This window comes from Streptomyces sp. NPDC001100, assembly GCF_053598575.1.
In genome coordinates this window covers 55,373-72,364 of the sequence record NZ_JBSFKO010000009.1, presented here as the reverse complement: position 1 = coordinate 72,364, position 16,992 = coordinate 55,373, and the positions used below count along the sequence as shown (strand labels likewise).

Sequence of the window (16,992 nt, the reverse complement as noted above, 5' to 3'; positions counted from 1 at the left end):
GGGACGCCGTGGGGTCACTTCCCGGCCGCGCGGCCGACCGCCTCCACCAGCGGCAGCAGGCGGTGCGGAACCCGTTCGCGCAACACCATCTCGGTACGCGTGCGCACCACTCCCGGCAGGCTGATCAGCCGCTGGATCACATCCTCCAGATGGCCGTTGTCCCGCGCCGCGACCCGGGTCAGCAGATCCCCGCCACCCGTGATCGAGAACGCCTCCACGATCTCCGGTACGGCGGCCAGCGCGTCCCCCACCTCGTCGAGATGCCCCTGCGTGACCTCGATGTGCACGAACGCGAGCACCGGGTGGCCGAGGGCGGCGGGGGAGAGGAAGGGACCCGTACCGGTGATCACGCCGTCCCGCTCCATCCGGTCGAGCCGGGCTTGGAGGGTGCCCCGGGCGACGCCCAGGAGCCGGGCGTACTCGCGCACGCTGGTACGCGGCTGCTCCAGGAGCAGCCGCAGGATGCGGGTGTCGAGTTCGTCCACGCTCATGGGGCATGACTGTACCAATGGTTCAATCACAAGCCGCAGTGCCAATGGTCCAGTGATTCGGAGGTCACTTGAGCCGGTGTGCCAGGTGGTGCTGTGATGGGTGGGTCGATGGCGCTGCGGACCTCCGCGGCGCCTTTTTTCGTGTGGGCGTGCGCAAGGGGCGGGGAAGCAGTGCTGAAGCGGGTGTTCGTGGCTCCGGACCCGGGGCGGATGCGGCTGCGGTTCGCCGCGCGGGCCGTCCTAGGCATCGGCCTGGCGGTGGTCGTCTGCGGGCTGACCGGGCAGTCCCTCGCGGGCGCCGTCACCGGTGGCCTCGCCGCGCTGCTCGCGTTGTTCACCGTCACGGACGCCACGGTGCGCGGACAGGCAGTCACCACCGCCCTCCTTCCGTGCGTGGGCCTCCCGGTGCTGGCGGCCGCGGCCGAACTGCACGCCCATCCCGTGGCCCGTGACCTCACCTTCCTCGCCGTCGCCGGTACCGGCGTCTACGCCCGCCGCTGGGGACCACGCGGCCACAGCCTCGGCGTGTTCGCGTTCATGACCTTCTTCGTGGCCCAGTTCCTGCACGCGACCACGGCCCAACTGCCCGCGCTCCACGCCGCCGTGGCCCTCTCCGTGCTCACCGCCGCGGCGGTCCGCTTCGGCCTGTGGTGCTACGAACGCCGACTGCCCCCGCCCGCCGCACCCGCCCCACCGACCGGCCGCGGCCTGGCCCGGGTGACCACCCGACAGGCCGTCCAGGCGACCGCGGGCGCCGGATTCGCCCTGGTCGTCGGCCAGTTGGTGTCCGGTCAGCGCTGGTACTGGGCCGTCGGCGCCACCTGGTGGATCTTCGTCAACACCGCCTCACGCGGCGAGACCGTCATCCGAGGCTTCCGCCGCGTCCTGGGCACGGTCCTGGGCATCGCGCTGGGCCTGCTGGTCGCCGTACCGGTCCAAGGCGCCCCCGTCCCCACCGCGATCCTGGTCGCCGCCTGCGTCTTCGGGATCTTCTACTCGGCCGCCGTCTCCTACACGTGGATGATGCTCTCGGTGACCTTGATGGCGGAGCTGCTCTACGGCCTCCTCGGCGTCCTGACCCCCGGTCTGCTGGCCCTGCGCTTCGCCGAGACCGGCGTCGGCGCGCTCGGCGCCGTACTGGCCGTCCTGCTGGTGCTCCCGGTGACCACCCACACCACCACGGACGCGTGGATCCAACGCGCCCTGCGCTGCGTCCACACCTGCACCGCCGAGGCCGCCGCCCGCCTCGCCGGCGCCGGCCGGGCCGACCCCGCCGAACGCATCACGGAGCTCGAACAGCTCCTCGGTCGGGTACGGCTCTCCGTCGCACCCCTCGTGCACCCGCTGAACCCGATGCTCGGCCGCAAACGCCGTGCCCGCCGGGTGCTGGCCCTGCTCGACGACTGCGCCCACGAGATCCGCGGCCTGGCCACGGTGGCCGCCCACCCGCAGGCCTCCCACGACACCCGCCTGACCGCCGCCTGCCGCCGCGTCGAGACCGCGGTCGAGGCGCTCACCGACGGCGAGGCGTCGCCGTTCACGGCGAGTGCGGGCGGCTCGCCGGTGGATCATCCCGCGCTGGCCCATCTGCACGGGCTGGAACGGGCTCTCTCGGAACTCGCGGAGCCGCTGCGCGCACGGTCCGTCATGCCCCGCTGGAACGGACTCGGCACTTTGGTCTAGACCGCTCATGATCGACTGCTACCGTCACCCCGGACAGCACTGAACCGAGAGGGGACAGCGGTGACAGACGGCGGCAGACGGCAACGACGGGCCTTCATCGGGTCGTTCACGGCGGCGGGCGGACCCGGTGTCGTCGCGGCGGCCGTGGACGCGGACAGCGGCGCGCTGACCGTCCTGAGCAGTGCCGACGGCGTCCCCGACCCCTCGTATCTGGTCCTGGCACCCGACGGGGACACTCTCTACGCGGTCAGCGAGACGGACGAGGGTGCGGTGGCCGCGTACCGCGTCAACGGAGACAAGCCCGAACCGCTCGGACCGCCGGTGCGACTCGGCAGCGCGGGACCGACCCACCTGAGCCTGTACGCGGGGCACGTCCTGACCGCCGACTACGGCTCCGGCAGCGTCACCGCCGTGCCGGTTCGCCCCGACGGCACCCTGGCGGACAGCCCCTCCGGACAGCTGCGGCACACCGGCTCGGGCCCGCACGAACTTCGCCAGCAGGGTCCGCACGCCCACCAGATCCAGCCCGACCCCAGCGGCCGGTGGGCCGTCGGTATCGACCTCGGCACCGACTCCGTGCTGGTGTGCACGCTGGACGACGGACGCCCCGTACTCCACCGCGAGATCGCGCTCAGGCCCGGTTCGGGCCCCCGCCACCTCGCTTTCCACCCCGACGGCGACCGTGCCTACGTCCTCAACGAACTCATTCCGACCGTCACCGTCTGCCACTGGGACGCCGAGCGCGGCGCACTGAAACCGCTGGCCGAGACCCCGGTACTGCCGGGCGCCCCGGCCGGCGACGCCGCCTACCCCTCCGGCATCGTGACCTCGCCGGACGGCCGCTTCGTCTGGACGGCGACCCGTGGCGAGGACGTACTGTCGGTGCTCGCCGTCGAGGGGGAGGGGCTGCGCCTGGTCGGGACGGTGCCCTGCGGGGGGCATTGGCCGCGCGCTCTCGCCGAGGCCGGGGGGTACCTGTATGTGGCGAACGAGCGGTCCGGGGACGTGACCTGGTTCGCCGTCGACCCCGCCACCGGCCTCCCGCGCCCCGGCGGTTCGATCGACGTGACCGCCGCCTCCTGCGTGGTGTTCGACTGACTCCACAGCCGTGTCCACGGCACGCCGAAGGGCCCGCTCCCGCGTGAGGAGGGGCCCTTTCGGCGCTACGGCGTTACACGTGCCAGGCCAGGCCAAGCCGGTGCGGACCGGATCGGGTCAGCGAACCGGCGCGCCCTGCGGCTGCGGCGGGGCGATACCCAGCGCCGTCGTGTACTTGGAGAGCGCGAGCTTGCCGATCGCCGGGTACGGGCCGAGCGCCTCGGCGGCCGAACAGCCCGCCTCGGCAGCCGCGGCCTGGAGCAGACCCGGGTCGATCTCGGGGCCGATCAGATAGGGCGCCAGCGCCAGCTGCTGCGAACCGGATCCGCGCAGCTGCTCCGCGATGGCCGCGATCGAACCCTCCTGGTCCAGTGCCGCCGCCATCACCGGCACGGCGAGGCGCGCGGCGAGCAGCATGCCGGTGATACCGGCCGCCTGCACGGCCTCCTCGCCGCCCACGGACGCGAGGATGATGCCGTCCGCGGCGGTCGCCACGGTGAACAGCCGGGCCCGGTCGGCACGGGCAAGACCCGCCTCGGACAGCCGTACGTGCAGCGCCTCGGCGAGCAGCGGGTGCGGGCCGAGCGAATCGGTCAGGTCGGCCGCGACCCGGCTGTCCATGACGGCCTGGCGGACCTGGCGCAGCAGTGCGCTGTCCGGACCGGCGAGCAGCGGCACGACGACGGCCACGGGACCGTCGGGCTCCTTGACGTCGGCACCGGCGGCCTTGGCCTGCTCGAAGCGGGCGGTGCGCTCCTCGGCCGCGTGCGCGAGCACAGCCGTCAGCGTGGGGAACTCGGCGTCGTCCCCGTCGAGATAGCCGATGCGCCCGTCCAGACCGGGCAGCTCGGAGCGCGCGATGCTCACGACCTCCTCGGCGAGGCTGCGCGTGGCGGCGCTGGGCGTGCCCGGCACGGCGAGCACCAGCGCGGGCGCGCCCTCGGGAGCCGCCAGCGGCTCGGGTCGGCGGTGCCGCCCGGGCTGGCGAGGTCGCGGCATTCGTACTGGCAGGCCGGACGCGGGCCCAGTGGGGGAGCTCATGGCGAGGCATGTTACTGGCTTCTTGGGCTCCCCTGTTCGGGGAGGGTGCAGGTGAGCGGTATCCGTCCTGTTTTGTCTGATGAGTTACGTACGGATCAGAAGTGATCACCTCGCCCCGCCGGGCTCACCACGTGCACCATCACACCGTCGGCCGGCAGGGTCGGCGTGCCCGCGGCAAGGTCGCGCGCGATCCGTACCGCACCGTCCAGCGCATCGCCCGCCGCCGCGACCAGTTGGGCCTGCGGCAGGCGATCCGCCAACTCCTCGCGCACGGGTACGAGGAGCGGGTCGCCCATCCGGAACAGGCCACCGGTGAGGGCGACCTGCGGTTCGCCGGCCGTCGGGCAGACCGCGGCGGCCGACTCGGCCATGTGCCGGGCCGCGGCACGCAGAATGCCCGCCGCCACCGGGTCGTCGGGCGCGCACCGGGCGACCTGGGGCGCGAAGGAGGCGAGTACGGCGGGACGATCCGACCGTGGGTAGAGCTTGCCGGGCAGTCCGGACATCGGCCCGAACTGCTCTTCCGCGAGGGCCAGCAGAGGCCCGGAGCCGCCGTCCCGCCCGTCGTACGTCCGCAGCGCCGCCTCCAGCCCGGCCCGCCCGATCCACGCCCCGCCGCCGCAGTCGCCCAGCAGATGCCCCCAACCGTCCGCCCGCCGCCAGCCAGTGAGATCGGTACCGATCGCGATGAGTCCCGTACCGGCCGCGACCACGGCACCGGGCCGTATCCCGAGGGCGCCGACATAGGCGGTGACGGCATCGGCGACGAGCGCGACCGTCCGCGCCCCGAACTCCCGCGCCAGCGCCCCCGGCAACTCCTCCCGCAACCCGTCCCCGAGCGTGGCGAGCCCGGTGGCCCCGATCACCGCCGTACCCCACTCGGCGCGCCTGGCCTCACCAGCCAACTCCCGCACCATGGGCACCAGTTGCTCCATGAAATGCCCGGCGTCGATCCCTCGCGCACCGGTCCGCACCGGCTCCCCGGACACGAGCGGCACGGACACCGGACGCCCGACTTCCCCTACGACGACCCGCAGCCCGGAACCTCCGGAGTCCACGGCGAGGAACCTGCCGCGGGTGTCTTGTACGGCGGGGGGTGTCGGTGGGGGCACCGCAGAAGGAATCGTCGGGGGAACCGGCTCCGGAAGCCTGCCCGACGAACTCCCGGAGACAGCGCCCGACTCGGCGGTGCCGCCAAAGGACACGTGCCCGCCGGAAGTCCCCTCCGCGCCACTTCTGGGTTGGGCGGTCCGGCTGAAGGGCACCGGTCCGTCCGAGGGTCCCTCAGGGCTGCTTCTGGTCTCAGCGGACAGGCCAACGGAATTCGGCCCCGGCGAAGTCCCCTCGGCGATACCTCTGGCCCCGACAGTCCCGCCCGCGGAAACCGGCCTGTCCGGCGCCCCCGCTGATTCCGCCGCCCCGGCCGAACCGTCGTCCCCCGGACCCGTCACGGCAGGCGCCAGTCGACCGGTTGTCCTCCCTGCCGGACCAGCAGGTCGTTGGCGCGGCTGAAGGGGCGGGAGCCGAAGAAGCCGCGGTCGGCCGACATCGGGGACGGGTGGGCGGACTCCACCGAGGGCAGGTCGCCGAGGAGGGGGCGCAGGTTGCGGGCGTCGCGGCCCCACAGGATGGACACCAACGGCTTGCCGCGGGCGGCCAGCGCCCGTATCGCCTGCTCGGTGACCTCCTCCCAGCCCTTGCCGCGATGCGCCGCGGGACTGCGCGGGGCGGTGGTCAGCGCCCTGTTGAGCAGCAGCACCCCCTGCTGACTCCACGGAGTCAGATCGCCGTTGGACGGCTGGGGCAGCCCCAGGTCCGTGTTCAGCTCGCGGTAGATGTTGAGCAGGCTCGGCGGCAGCGGACGTACCTCGGGAGCCACCGAGAAGGACAGCCCCACGGCGTGCCCCGGGGTCGGGTACGGATCCTGCCCGACGATCAGGACGCGGACGTCGTCGAAGGGCTGCTGGAAGGCCCGCAGGACATTCGGCCCGGCCGGCAGGTACGTGCGCCCGGCGGCGATCTCCGCGCGCAGGAAGTCCCCCATCTCGGCGACGCGTCCGGCCACGGGTTCCAGGGCTTTCGCCCAGCCCGGTTCGACAATCTCATGCAACGGTCGTGGTGCCACGGGCGTCACCCTACTGCCGTACACGGCTCGACGATCAACCGGTGGCCCGAGCCCGACCGAGAACGACCGGACTGTGGGCCCGCGTGAACGAAGCCTCCCCATAAGGCAGTTGTCCGGACGGCGGCCCCGGATCCCCGAGCCGCCGCCCACGCGCGGAGCGGAGTTGCCGTCCTCATGCGATCACCGCCGCGCGCACGCACAGCACATCGGGAAGATGGGACGCCAACTGCCGCCAGCTGTCCCCGTCGTCGTCCGACGCGTACACCTCGCCGTTGCGATTGCCGAAGTACACGCCCGCCGGGTCCGCGCCGTCCGTGCACATCGCGTCGCGCAGCACCGTGCCGTAGTGGTCCTCGGCCGGCAGCCCCGCCGACAGGGCCTCCCAGCTGCTGCCCGCGTCGGCCGTACGGAAGACCCGGCACCGGTGCCCGGCGGGCACCCGGTCCGCGTCCGCGTTGATCGGGAACACGTAGGCGGTGTCGCCGCGATGGGGATGGGCCACCGCCGCGAAGCCGAACGTGGACGGCAGCCCCTCGCCGATGTCCGTCCAGTGCGCGCCCGCGTCGTCGCTGCGGTACACCCCCCAGTGGTTCTGCAGATACAGCCGGTCCGGGGTCGCCGCGTCCTGCGCGATCTTGTGCACGCACTGGCCGAACTCCGGGTTCGGATCCGGCAGGAACACCGCGGAGACACCGGAGTTGGACGGCTCCCAGCTCGCGCCTCCGTCCCGTGTGCGGAAAACTCCGGCGGTCGAGACGGCGACCGTCACGGCCTTCGGATCGCGCTCGTCGGTGAGGACGGTGTGCAGCCCCTCTCCGCCGCCGCCCGGCACCCAGCGCGAGCGGGTGGGGTGCTCCCAGAGCGGACGGACGAGGTCGAAGCTCTCGCCGCGGTCCTCGGAGCGGTACAACGCGGCCGGTTCCGTACCCGCGTACACCACGTCCGGTTCCGCCGCGGCCGGGTGCAGCTGCCACACCCGCTCCAGTGAAGCCCCCGTGTCCTTGGGGAACTTGACGGCCGGCTGCTCCGGCTCGACCCACGTACGCCCCAGGTCGTCGGAGTGGAACACGGACGGACCCCAGTGGGCGCTGTCACCACCGGCCAGCAGTCTCGGAATGTGGCCCCGTGTGTCGACGGCGACCGAATACAGCGCCTGCGCGTTGAAGTACGGACTCTCGTCGAACTCCCAGACTCCACCCCGCCTGCGCCCGATGAACAGGCCTTTTCGTGTGCCCACCGCGAGCAGCACATCGGTCATGACGATCACCTCCACCGCGTTTTTGGCCATTTCGCCCCCTCACCCGCCAGTCTGCACCCCGCCACTGACAGTCACCCCCCGAACGGACGTCACCGCAGGTCAGCGCCACGATCCGGCCCGCGGGACAGAACGCGGGGGTGCCTCTCGCGAAAAGCCCGCGAACACCTCGTCAGCCATGGGACCGTCGAGTCGGGGTATTGGTCGTGAGCATCGGGGCGACGTCTCCCGTATGGGAGGTCGGTTCGGCATGTCAGTGCGTTCATGAGGAGGATGCCTTCGATGGCGTTCCGAGGTCCGAAGGTGTGGCTGTGGCGGTGGCGGCGCAATCCGCTCAAGCGCCGCGCCGATGCGGTGGAGTCGTGGATCGTGCTCGGTGCCTGGCTGATCACCGTCCTGGCAGGCGTGCTGGCCGGTCTGACGGCGACCCGGTCCGTCGAACACGAACTGGCCCAGGAACGCGTCGAGTGGAAACCGGTGGTGGCACTGGTCACCCAGGACGCGCCCGGCCCCTCCCCGGCGAACTCCGGCAGAACGAACAGCGAGCTCGTCTGGGCGAAGGTCCGCTGGACGGCCGTGGACGGCTCCTCGCACACCGGCCAGATCCGTGTTCCCTCCGGCAGCGGCATCGGCACTCCGGTGACCATCTGGACCGACCCGCGGGGCCATCTGGTCACCAAGCCCGCCACCGCGTCCCAGGCCCAGCTGCGGGCGGCACTGATCGGCACCCTGCTGGGGATGGGCGCGGCGGCCGTCCCCTTCATCAGCGCGCGCGCCCTTCGGATCCGCCTGGAACGCCGGCGCATGGACCAGTGGGACGAGGAGTGGGCCCGTTTCGGACCGCTGTGGAGCCGCAAGACGGGCTGAGCGGGACGGGCTGCCCGCCCGGCATGGCATGAGCGCCCCTGGCACGCAGTTCGACGCGGGGGCCCTCGTCATGTCCGGCACTCCTCCCCGCCGCCCTCGGCGCGACCGCCCGCCACCACCTCCCGGCACACCCCCAACAACCGCTCGTCCGCCAGGACGTCCTGACTCCCATGCCCGCCGGCCCGCGCCAAATGCCGTCGCGGAGCGGCGAGTTCCGCCGCCACCAGGTCGTGCAGGGATGCCCCGGCGGCCCCCATGCCGACCAGGCAGGCGGCCACAGCGCCCCGTACACGCGGATGCCCGGGCCAAGCCGAGCGCAGCACCGGAAGCACCCTCTCCGCATCCCCGGTCACCCGCCACAGCGCCCGCGCCCCCGCGACCCGCTCCTCCGCACACTCCGCCTCCACCATCCGCGCCAGCCCGTCCGACGCGAGCCGCGCGGCCACGCCCATCCGCGCCAGCACGCCCGCCGCCACCCGGCGCCGCTGCCCGTCCGAACTCGCCAACTCCCGCAACAGGTAAGGCAGTACGGCCGACGCATCCCTCTCCACCGACCACAACGCACCCGCCGCGGCACCCGCGCACTCGGACTCCAACAGCCCTCGCAGCACCGGTACGACGCCCTCCGCCCCGGCCCCGAACGCATCGAGCGCCCGTACCGCCGACGCCATGACCCGCTGCCCGGACCGCACCCCGTCCGGCACCCCGCGCAACAGCCTCAGCACCTCCGGCACGGCCTCCCGGTCGGCGAGCGCGGTCAGTGCGGACAGCAGCGGTACGGCCCGGTCGGACGTCTCGGGGGAGTCGAGGGGCACACGGCCGAGCCGGTGCCGCAACGCCGGGGCGAGCGGTGCGGCGGAGCGGCCCAGGTGGACGACCACCCGCCCCAGGTCGTCGGGTACGACGGGCCGCGCGAGCACCTCGGCCAGGACCGGTGCCGCCCGTGGATCGCCGCTGCGGGCAAGGGCCTTGAGCGCGCCGCCCAGGGCCGGCGCCCCACGCTCCCAGCGCTCGGTCCACAGCTCGGGGCGCGCGAGCACCAGCGCGTGCAGGTGATCGGCGGCCGGCGCGGCCAGGTGAAAGAGTTCCCCCAACACCGACGACGCGGCATCGCGCAACCGGCCGTCCTCCGCGCCCAGTTGCTCACCGACCAGCGCGACGAGTGCCGAGTGGTCGGCCCGCCACTCGCGGAACAGTCCGGCCGACATCCACACTCCGTTGCACCGGTCGGTGGCGTCCGGTGCAGCCAACTGCCCTTCCAACAGGGCGATCCGCTCGGCCATCCGCCCGCCGAGCGCAGTGTGCAGCGTACGCACCAGATGCGCGCCCTCTTCGTCCGAGGGGCGAAGTCGCCGTAGGCGCCCGGCGAGCGTGTCCGGGCAGTCGATGTCGTCCCGCGCGCGGAGGTCCGACCGGCGATGCTCGGACCGCTCCCCGAGCAGGCCCACGACCGTCGGGACCAGGTCGGCGGGGAGCAGATCCGGTGCGCAGCCCGCGAGTTGACCGAGCGCGGCGAGCCGTAGCGCGGGGTCGTACGGCGGAGAACCGAGTGCCAGCAGGGTGTCCAGTGCCTCGGCGGCGTGGTCCGGGAACCGTCGTACGAACAGACCGAGGCTCTCGACGAGGGCGAGCAGAACCCGGTCGTCGCGCTCGACCGCGATCCGCTGCCGCAACAGGCCCAGCACGCGTGCGGGTTGGTCGAGGAACCGGACCAGCCCCTCGGCCGCGGCCCGGCGCACACCGGGGTTCCGGTCGCCGACGAGCACGACGAAGTCCTCGGCCCCCGCCCGTAAGGCGGCCTCGGCTGACCCGCGCCCTCGCCCGACGCCGACCAGAAGCTCCACCAGCTCGCCCCGCTCCGCGACCCCCTCCTCAGTGGCCAGCGCGAGCAGAAACGGAACGCAGGCGAGTGTCGAGTCGTACACCCTTCCCTCGTGGTGCACCGCGCCGTACATCCCGTCGAGGGCGCTCGCCCGCTCGACGGGGTCCGTGGAGGCCAGTCCCCTGAGCAGTGCGGGCACGTCCTCCGCACTGCCGTACGCATGGCGCAGCGAGGCCCAGTCGACCTCGTCGATCCCCGCGAACACGTTGCCCTCCCCAGACGAAGTGCCAACTGATCGCGAGTCTGCACCACGCCACTGACAACGAAGCGGAATCGGGAGGTGACCGAGGGTCAGTCCCCGTCGGGCAGGGCGCGGGAGAGGATCGCGCCGAGGTCCGCGGAGTCGGGGAGTGTGCCGAAGGCATGTCCCCAGTCGCCGCCAAGCCGGGTCGCGCAGAAGGCGTCGGCGACGGCGGGCGGGGCGTGTCGTACCAGGAGGGACGCCTGGAGGGCAAGCGCCATCTGCTCGACGAGGCGGCGCGCGCCCGTCTCCGTCGCCTCGCTCAACGCGCCCTTCAACCGGCTCACCGCCGCATCCAGGCGGGCGTCCGCGCCCCGTGCCAGGGCGAGTTCGGCGAACAGGGCCTCCGCCGGGCCGGGGTTCCGGCTCAACGCCCGTAGTACGTCGAGGGCGTTGACGTTCCCCGAGCCCTCCCAGATGGAGAGGAGGGGGGCCTCGCGGTAGTGGCGGGGCATGCCCGAGTCCTCGACGTAGCCGTTGCCGCCGAGGCACTCCAGGGCCTCCGCCGTGAAGGCCGGGCCGCGCTTGGTGACCCAGTACTTGCCCACGGCGGTGGCGATCCGGCGGAACGCGGACTCGGCATCGTCCCCGCGCACCGCACGATCCGCCGCGCCCGCCAGCCGCAGGGTGAGGGTGGTCGCGGCTTCGGACTCCAGCGCCAGATCGGCCAACACGTTGCGCATCAGCGGCTGTTCGAGCAGCCGCGCGCCGAACGCGCCGCGGTGGCGCACATGGTGGCCCGCCTCGACGAGAGTCTTGCGCATCAGCGTCGCCGACATCATCACGCAGTCCAGACGGGTGCAGTTGACCATCTCGATGATGGTCTTGACGCCCCGCCCCTCGGGTCCGACGAGCCACGCCACGGTCCCGTCGAACTCCGGCTCCGAGGACGCGTTGGACCGGTTGCCCAGCTTGTCCTTCAGACGCTGGATGCGGAACACGTTGCGGCTGCCGTCGGGCAGCACGCGGGGCACCAGGAAGCACGACAGTCCGCCCGGAGCCTGCGCCAGCACGAGGAACACGTCGCACATCGGCGCCGACGTGAACCACTTGTGCCCGCGCAGCGTGTACACCCCGGGTTCGGCGGTCGGGGTGGCCGCCGTCGTGTTCGTGCGGACGTCCGAGCCGCCCTGCTTCTCCGTCATCCCCATCCCGGCCAGCAGTCCGCGCTTTTCGGCCGGGACGCGCAGGCCCGGTTCGTACACCCGGCTGGTGAGCAACGGCTCGTAGACCGCGGCCAGTTCGGGCTGGGCGCGCAGCGCGGGAACGGCGGCGTAGGTCATCGACGTCGGGCATCCGTGCCCGGCCTCGGTGTGTCCCCACACCAACCCGCCTGCCGTACGGGCCACATGGGCACCCGGGCGCTCGTCCGCCCAGGGCGCGCCGGCCAACCCCTCGGCGACGGCGACGCCCATCAGCCGGTGCCAGCTCGGGTGGAACTCGACCTCGTCGATCCGGTTGCCGTACCGGTCGTGCGTGCGCAGCTCCGGCTCGTGCCGGTTCGCCAGCTCACCCCACTCCTGCGCCTCCGCGCTGCCAGCCGCCCGGCCGAGCCGCCGTACGTCCTCCTCGGCCCAGCCGGCGCCCTCCCGGCGCAGCCCCTCAAGCAGGGCCGTGTCCTCGGAGGCGTCGTACGGGGTCAGGGGCGGGGGCTGGTTGGTGACGTCGTGCGTGGCGTTCCGGGACTGCGGCGGTGTGTGCGCGAGTGTCTGGGCCATACGGGCAGTGTTGCACTATTGCTGCGATTGCATCAATGGTGTAACACCGGGAGTGGCGCGTAGAGTGCGAGGCCATGCGGATGAACGAGTCGGACGGGCCCGGTGAGGTGGAACTGCGCCCGCTGTCCGCGCGCTCGGTCGTCCTCAGCCTGCTGCTGGGCACGCACCCGCCCGAGCTGCCCGTACGGGATCTGCTGCGCGCCGTGGAGCCGCTCGGCGTGGCCGGCTCCACTCTGCGGGCCGCGCTCAGCCGGATGACCGCCGCCGGAGATCTGCGGAGCACGGACGCCGTCTACCGGCTCAGCGACCGGCTGCTGGAACGCCAGCGCCGCCAGGACATCGCCGTACACCCCGAAACCCGCCCCTGGGACGGCGACTGGGAGATGACCGTTGTCACAGCCACCGGCCGCGGTCCCGCCGAACGCGCCGAGCTGCGCGGCAGGTTGACCGCACTGCGGCTCGCGGAACTCCGCGAGGGAGTCTGGCTCCGCCCGGCCAATCTGCTACGGCCCCGACCTGACGAACTCGGCTCGGTCGCCCGGCACTTCATCACCCGGCCGGAGGAATCGGCCGGTCAACTGGCCGGGAACCTTTGGCCACTTGAGGCGTGGGCGAAAACGGCCGGGGCGCTGCTCGCCCGGATCGACGCCACCGCCGACCGCCCGGCCGACCGTTTCACCGTACTCGCCGCCGCTGTACGCCACTTGCTCGCCGACCCGGTCCTGCCCCCCGAACTCCTGCCCGCCGACTGGCCGGGCCCCGCCCTGCGCGCCGCATACACGCGCCACCGGCGGGAGTTGATCGCGGCCGTGCTGGGAAACCCGGCATAGGCCGTTTCGATCGCCGCATGTGGCTCCGCGAACAGAAGCTCAGAGCCTGGATCGGCTTCAACACAGCCGTGCGACCGCCGGGCCGAGTTCCGGGAGACGTTGGACCTGTTGCGTCGTTTCACCCACCGGCTCCGGCGAGAGATCGCCGGGTCGTAGTCCCCGTTCCCGGCTGCCGCGGCCCGGTCGGTGACCTTGCTGGTCGGCCCGCATGACGGCGGCGGCCGTGCGAAGCGCCGTGCGGGGGCGCTTCGTACGACCGCCGTCACCGCGGCGGGCTCACTTGTAGGTGATGTCCGAGGCCGCGTACTTGCAGTAAGTGCCGTCCGGGCCCGTGCCGTTGGTGGTCGGCTCCGCGCCCGTGTTGTTCCCGACGTACTTCTGGCAGGGAATCATCTTCTTGCTGGTGTCCCCGACGATCGTGATGGCCTTCAGGGTGGCGCTGTCGCCGTAGTTGGTGTTGATGCCGACGATCCGGCTGCCCTTGTAGGTCGCCTCGATGGTGTTGAGGTTGATCGTGCGCTTGTACTGCGTCTTGCAGTTGCCGCACGAGCGGACGAACGTACCGAAGGTCTGCGCGGCGAAGTCGGAGACGTTGAGGGTGCCGGCGCCGTTGAACTGGAAGACCTTGTCGCTGGCCTCCTTCGCGCCACCGCCGTTGACGGTGTACACGTTGGACGACGAGGATCCCAGGAAGGTCGCCGCGTCCTCGCCGACGTCCTCCCACCACACGTTCTGCAGCGTGCAGGCGCCCAGGCAGTGGATGCCGTCGGCGGCGGGGGAGCCGATGATGACGTTCTTGACGACGGCGCCCGGGGCCAGTTCCAGGATGGGACCCTGGTCCTCGTCCTGGCTGCCCGTGCCCAGGTCGCCGCTGCCGTACAGGCGCAGCATCCCGTAGTCCTTGGTGCCCGAGACCGAGATGGTGGAGGTGACGGCCTGGCTGCCGCTCGCGGTGGGCCAGGTGGCGGCACTGGCGGGCGAGAGCGCACCGGATGCCATGATCATGCCAAGTGAAAGGCCGAAGGCCGTCGCCGCTCCGGTGAGCACGCGTGGCCGTAGGGAAGAAGTCATGTCCCGATTCCTTCTCCGAAGTGGGGGAGTGGTCAGAGCTTTCCGGTGCCCGCGCCGGCGGTCACCGAGGCGACGACGGTCGAGGCGGGCTCGGCGGTGTAGCTGTACGGCGGGCTGGTGAACGTGCCGACCTGCGAGATCTCGGTGGCGGCTCCGCCGAGGTCGTTGCCGCTGAGGTTGGCGTAGCCGTCCGCGTCGCTGTCCCGGTTGGTGGTGACGGCGACCCCCGTGTCGCGGAAGACGTTGTTCTGGACGAACATCTGGGCGCCCATGCGCGAGTGCACGGCGGTCTCGGCGCCGACGACGTAGTTGTCGTAGAAGTGCCCGGTACCGAAACGCAGGCTGGGGATACGGGAGTTGACCTGGTCGAACCAGTTGTGGTGGTACGTCACCCGCAGATGTCCGGTGTCCTCGCTCGCGTTGTTGTCGCTGTGGCCGACGAGCGAGCCCTTGTAGTGGTTCTTGAAGGTGTTCCAGGAGACGGTGACGTAGTCGGAGGCGTGCGTGATGTCGAGCAGGCCGTCGTAGTAGTCCTTGTCGTGGTCGAGGTCGGACGAGAAGGCGTTGTGGTCGATCCACACCTTCGTCGACGCCTGCACGGTGATGCCGTCGGCGGGTGCGACCGGCTTGCTGATGTTCAGGTTGCGCACGACGACGTTCGTCACCTTCTTCAGGCGCAGCCCGCCACCGGTGAACCCGGACGCCGAACCGACGCCCAGGACCGTCGTGTTGGACCCGATGTCCACCTGACCGCTCAGCGGGATCAGGCCGTTGACCTTCACCACCTTCGAACTGCTGCCGGTTACCGCCGACTTGAAGGCGTCCAGCGTCGACACCGTGACCGCCGCGGCGCTGCCGCCACCGGTCGTCCCGGCGCCGAAGCCGACCGGTGAGGTGTCGGCCGCGGAGGCGGAGTGGGGGAGCGCGAGCACGGCGGTCGCGGCGAGCGCGACCGCCGTCATGGCTGATCTTCGAGTACGCATGCGGGTGCGTCCCTTCGGAAGGGCATGGGTGATCGGATACGTGAACGATGTACGCCGTGAAGGACCGCGCGGTCACACTTCTGAACGGAACGTAGAGTGCAAGCGCTTTCTAGTCAACGCTCCGCGCGAAACTATTCGGAGCGTGGGAGCGCTTCCATGGGGCTCATGTCCATGTCACGATGCCGATTGTTCTCCCCAGCCGTTCTCCCCCGGCTGTTCTCCCTGACGTTCTTCCCGAACGACGCCGCACGAGCCGCACGAGCCGCGATCAGGAAGGGACGATGACGTGCGCCCCACAGCCGCCGACAACACCCCCAAGTCCGCCGGAAAACCGCCCCGTTCGGTGCTCGTCGCCCTCTTCGGGGCGCTGGTGCCGCTGCTCGCGGCCCTGACTCTCCTGGCGCCTCCGGCCGACGCCCGCACCGAGGCCGTACCCACCGCGACCCTCACCGAGGTCACCGGCTTCGGCGCCAACCCCAGCAACCTCCAGATGTACGTGTACGTCCCGGCCGCCGTCACCGCCCACCCGGCGGTCGTGGTGGCGGTGCACTACTGCGGGGGATCGGGGCCCGCGATGTACTCCGGCACCGAATACGCCTCGCTGGCCGACCGGTTGGGGTTCATCGTCGTCTACCCGTCGGTCACCCGGGCCAGCAAGTGCTTCGACGTCTCCTCGCCCCAGGCCCTGCACCGCGACGGAGGCAGCGACCCGGTCGGCATCAAGTCGATGGTCGACTGGGTGAAGAGCACCTACTCCGCCGACCCGGGCCGCGTCTTCGCCCTGGGTATTTCCTCCGGCGCGATGATGACGAACGTCCTGCTCGGCGACTACCCCGACGTGTTCGCGGCCGGCGCCGCCTTCGCAGGCGTGCCGTTCGGCTGCTTCGCCACCACCGACGGCTCCGAATGGAACACCGCCTGCGCCAACGGCACCGTCATCCAAACCCCGCAGCAATGGGGCGACTTGGTGCGCGGCGCCGACCCCGGCTACACCGGCCCCCGCCCCCGGATGCAGCTGTGGCACGGCACCGCCGACGAGACGCTGCGCTACCTCAACTTCGGCGAGGAGATCAAACAGTGGACGAACGTGCTGGGCGTCGGTCAGACCCCGGCCGTCACCGACTCCCGGCCACCGGCTGGACCCGCACCCGCTACGGCGCCACCGGTGACCAGGCCCCCGTCGAGGCGATCAGTCTCCAGGGCGTCACCCACAACCTCTACGCCTACGGCATGGGCGCCCGCGTCCTCACCTTCTTCGGTCTCTCCGGCGGCGGCACCACGCCCCCGCCCTCGACCGGCCCCTGCAAGGTGACGGTCACGACCAGCGCATGGAACACCGGCCTCACCGCCTCCGTGACGATCACGAACACCGGCACGAGCACGCTCAACGGCTGGCAACTCGGCTTCACCCTGCCCGCCGGCCAGACCATCACCAACGGCTGGGGCGCCACCTACACACCGGCCTCCGGCGCGGTGACGGCCACCAACGTGTCGTACGACGGCACGATCGCCCCGAACGCGAGCGTGACCATCGGCTACCAGGCGAACCACACCGGCAACACCGCCGCGCCCACCGCCTACACACTCAACGGGACCGCCTGCACGGTCGGTTGACCCGCGCCCTGTGCCCCATTGCCCCCAACTCCCGCCCGAGGAAGGTGGATTCCGTGCACCCCACGAGACGGACCGCGATCGTCACCGCGACCT

The 16,992-nt window shown here is 71.9% G+C and carries 13 protein-coding genes and 1 pseudogene; 5 read left to right on the top strand and 9 right to left on the bottom strand.

Features of this window, described 5'->3' with window-relative positions:
* Positions 1–14: 14 nt before the first annotated feature.
* Positions 15–491 (bottom strand): Lrp/AsnC family transcriptional regulator, encoded by a 477-nt coding sequence (locus tag ACWDEW_RS15270; protein WP_450513043.1) that lies wholly within the window; start codon positions 489–491, stop codon positions 15–17.
* 171 nt (positions 492–662) lie between these two features.
* Between ACWDEW_RS15270 and ACWDEW_RS15265 the strand changes: the two genes are divergently transcribed.
* Positions 663–2,174, top strand: a complete 1,512-nt coding sequence (locus ACWDEW_RS15265; RefSeq protein ID WP_450513041.1) for an FUSC family protein — start codon at positions 663–665, stop codon at positions 2,172–2,174.
* A gap of 60 nt (positions 2,175–2,234) precedes the next feature.
* Positions 2,235–3,272 (top strand): lactonase family protein, encoded by a 1,038-nt coding sequence (locus ACWDEW_RS15260; protein ID WP_450513039.1) that lies wholly within the window; start codon positions 2,235–2,237, stop codon positions 3,270–3,272.
* Positions 3,273–3,389: 117 nt separating this feature from the next.
* On the opposite strand, the gene ACWDEW_RS15255 is transcribed toward ACWDEW_RS15260, so the two are convergent.
* The 4 genes from ACWDEW_RS15255 to ACWDEW_RS15240 all read right to left on the bottom strand — a co-directional run bounded on the left by ACWDEW_RS15255 (position 3,390) and on the right by ACWDEW_RS15240 (position 7,696).
* On the bottom strand, positions 3,390–4,313 hold the full coding sequence (locus ACWDEW_RS15255; protein ID WP_450513037.1) for a sirohydrochlorin chelatase: 924 nt from the start codon (positions 4,311–4,313) through the stop codon (positions 3,390–3,392).
* A gap of 95 nt (positions 4,314–4,408) precedes the next feature.
* Positions 4,409–5,371 (bottom strand): N-acetylglucosamine kinase, encoded by a 963-nt coding sequence (locus ACWDEW_RS15250; protein WP_450513035.1) that lies wholly within the window; start codon positions 5,369–5,371, stop codon positions 4,409–4,411.
* A gap of 389 nt (positions 5,372–5,760) precedes the next feature.
* Positions 5,761–6,438, bottom strand: coding sequence for a uracil-DNA glycosylase (locus ACWDEW_RS15245; protein ID WP_450513033.1), 678 nt, complete (start codon positions 6,436–6,438; stop codon positions 5,761–5,763).
* 172 nt (positions 6,439–6,610) lie between these two features.
* Positions 6,611–7,696 (bottom strand): WD40/YVTN/BNR-like repeat-containing protein, encoded by a 1,086-nt coding sequence (locus tag ACWDEW_RS15240; RefSeq protein WP_450513370.1) that lies wholly within the window; start codon positions 7,694–7,696, stop codon positions 6,611–6,613.
* A 279-nt stretch (positions 7,697–7,975) separates the two neighbouring features.
* Between ACWDEW_RS15240 and ACWDEW_RS15235 the strand changes: the two genes are divergently transcribed.
* Complete coding sequence (locus tag ACWDEW_RS15235; protein WP_019069416.1) at positions 7,976–8,560, top strand: Rv1733c family protein; 585 nt, start codon at positions 7,976–7,978, stop codon at positions 8,558–8,560.
* 68 nt (positions 8,561–8,628) lie between these two features.
* Here the strand turns inward: ACWDEW_RS15235 and ACWDEW_RS15230 are convergent, their stop codons facing one another.
* The gene (locus tag ACWDEW_RS15230; RefSeq protein ID WP_450513031.1) at positions 8,629–10,647 is read right to left on the bottom strand and encodes a HEAT repeat domain-containing protein; all 2,019 of its coding nucleotides are present in this window, start codon (positions 10,645–10,647) and stop codon (positions 8,629–8,631) included.
* A gap of 86 nt (positions 10,648–10,733) precedes the next feature.
* Positions 10,734–12,401, bottom strand: coding sequence for an acyl-CoA dehydrogenase family protein (locus tag ACWDEW_RS15225; protein ID WP_450513029.1), 1,668 nt, complete (start codon positions 12,399–12,401; stop codon positions 10,734–10,736).
* Positions 12,402–12,475: 74 nt separating this feature from the next.
* On the opposite strand from ACWDEW_RS15225, the gene ACWDEW_RS15220 reads away from it, so the two are divergent.
* Positions 12,476–13,231, top strand: coding sequence for a PaaX family transcriptional regulator C-terminal domain-containing protein (locus tag ACWDEW_RS15220; RefSeq protein WP_450513027.1), 756 nt, complete (start codon positions 12,476–12,478; stop codon positions 13,229–13,231).
* A 276-nt stretch (positions 13,232–13,507) separates the two neighbouring features.
* Here the strand turns inward: ACWDEW_RS15220 and ACWDEW_RS15215 are convergent, their stop codons facing one another.
* Positions 13,508–14,302: a pectate lyase gene (locus tag ACWDEW_RS15215; protein WP_450513025.1), complete on the bottom strand. Its 795-nt coding sequence runs from the start codon at positions 14,300–14,302 to the stop codon at positions 13,508–13,510.
* A gap of 32 nt (positions 14,303–14,334) precedes the next feature.
* Positions 14,335–15,285: a pectate lyase family protein gene (locus ACWDEW_RS15210; RefSeq protein ID WP_450513023.1), complete on the bottom strand. Its 951-nt coding sequence runs from the start codon at positions 15,283–15,285 to the stop codon at positions 14,335–14,337.
* A gap of 343 nt (positions 15,286–15,628) precedes the next feature.
* Between ACWDEW_RS15210 and ACWDEW_RS15205 the strand changes: the two are divergent.
* Positions 15,629–16,899 (top strand): annotated as a pseudogene (locus ACWDEW_RS15205) (extracellular catalytic domain type 1 short-chain-length polyhydroxyalkanoate depolymerase).
* Positions 16,900–16,992 lie beyond the last annotated feature (93 nt).